The sequence below is a fragment of the Desulfosarcina cetonica JCM 12296 genome (genome assembly GCF_001311845.1).
Lineage (GTDB): Bacteria > Desulfobacterota > Desulfobacteria > Desulfobacterales > Desulfosarcinaceae > Desulfosarcina > Desulfosarcina cetonica.
This window is the reverse complement of the sequence record NZ_BBCC01000443.1, coordinates 1-1,439: the sequence shown is the minus strand read 5'-3', so window position 1 is coordinate 1,439 and position 1,439 is coordinate 1. Positions and strand designations below refer to the sequence as shown.

At 55.9% G+C, this 1,439-nt stretch carries 2 protein-coding genes; both read right to left on the bottom strand.

What is annotated here, in order from left to right; translation table 11 throughout:
* Positions 1-575: ExeA family protein (locus JCM12296_RS34800; RefSeq protein ID WP_054702764.1), on the bottom strand; the 575-nt coding region annotated here is incomplete at its 3' end.
* Positions 575-1,439: Mu transposase C-terminal domain-containing protein (locus tag JCM12296_RS34795; RefSeq protein ID WP_172684269.1), on the bottom strand; the 865-nt coding region annotated here is incomplete at its 5' end. The genes JCM12296_RS34800 and JCM12296_RS34795, both read right to left, overlap by 1 nt.

The window sequence follows — 1,439 nt, the reverse complement described above, 5'->3', positions numbered from 1 at the left end:
CCGGATTGTTCCTTGGAGAGCGCATGCAGGACAAAGCGCATGTTGATGCGATGGGCCAGATCGGTATGCGAGGCACGGTTGAGGATATCCCTGAGGCTGTCCTGGCCGCATAAGACGATTTTGAGCGATATCTGTTCATCGATGGAGGAGATCAACAGGCGCAGGTCGGTCAGGGTGTTAGGATCGATCAGATGGGCCTCGTCGATGATCAACAGGGTACACTTTTCGTTTTGTTTGATCCGTTCGAGGATCTGCAGCAGCATGCGGTCTTTTCCCATCCTGGGTTTTTCGCCGAGTTTGGTGACCATGAGCCTGAGAAAGGCATTCGCCTGGATGGGGGTGAGATGAAGGTAAAGGGGATGATACCGGTTGTGCGGCAACTCGTGGATGAAGAGTCTGAGCAGTGAAGACTTACCCAGTCCGGTCTGGCCGAGGATCAAGGCCAGGGCGCCTTGTTGTTCAAAGAATTTAAGCCGTGCCAGGGCCTGTTCGATCCTGGGATCGCGCTGCAGCCATTCAATGGGTGGTTTTTCGGCAAACGGATGGGCCGTTAAAGAAAAATGGGTCAAAAACATTAGCGGTCTCCTTTGATGAGTTGTTTGAGTTCGGCGATGATGTAGGGCACGCTGGGTTGTCTTGCGTTTTCAAAGGCGTTTTTAACCATCTGCCTGTCGATGGATGAACTTTGGTTATAGACCTTCTTGAGCGCTTCCAGGTCGCCGGAGCAAAGCCCGGTCAACCCGGCTTTAAATCCGAGAAGCTGAGCCACGGTGCCGGCGAATTGGTGAAACGGCCACCGGCGGTGTTCGACGATTTGGCGATAATCGATACCGCCGGTTTTTTCGGCCAGTTCCTGTTTGTGCTGCTGGATCAGAAGGTCGGTGTAGTTATGCTTGGGTTTTCCCCTGCATGGGTCCGGGACGGCCGGTAGTCCGGTTTGGCGCTGATGCAACAACCCGGTGCCCAGATACTGCCCATCCAGGGAATGGATCTGGACCTTATCCCAGGTTGAAAACGGATCGAAGCGGACCTCTACCTTGTCTCCGCGCAGCTTGGGATCCACCCGGTAGAAGCGTTTATTGACCTGGACATCGGAAAAGGTACGGTTGACGGTGCGCGGGATGGCTTGCATGAATGATTCGATCACGCGACTCATGTCGACCTGGCGGATGATGGTCAGGCCCTGTCGGTAGCGGTCTTCAGGCGATTGTCCGGTCTCGCTGTGGATCTCTTTGTGATAAGCGACTGACAGCCAGGCGGACAGCGCGCGGTTGAGTTGCTCCAGGGTGAGCAAATCTCCGGCGCGGACCTCGGCCTCGAACTGATGTTGGGCGGTTTGAAAGAGTCTCTCGATCAGGCCGCCGGGCGCCGGGTCCCGAGGAGGCCGGTGGAGCAATCGGGTGTTCAAGCGATAACAGGCGGCCTTGAGCCCATTGGCG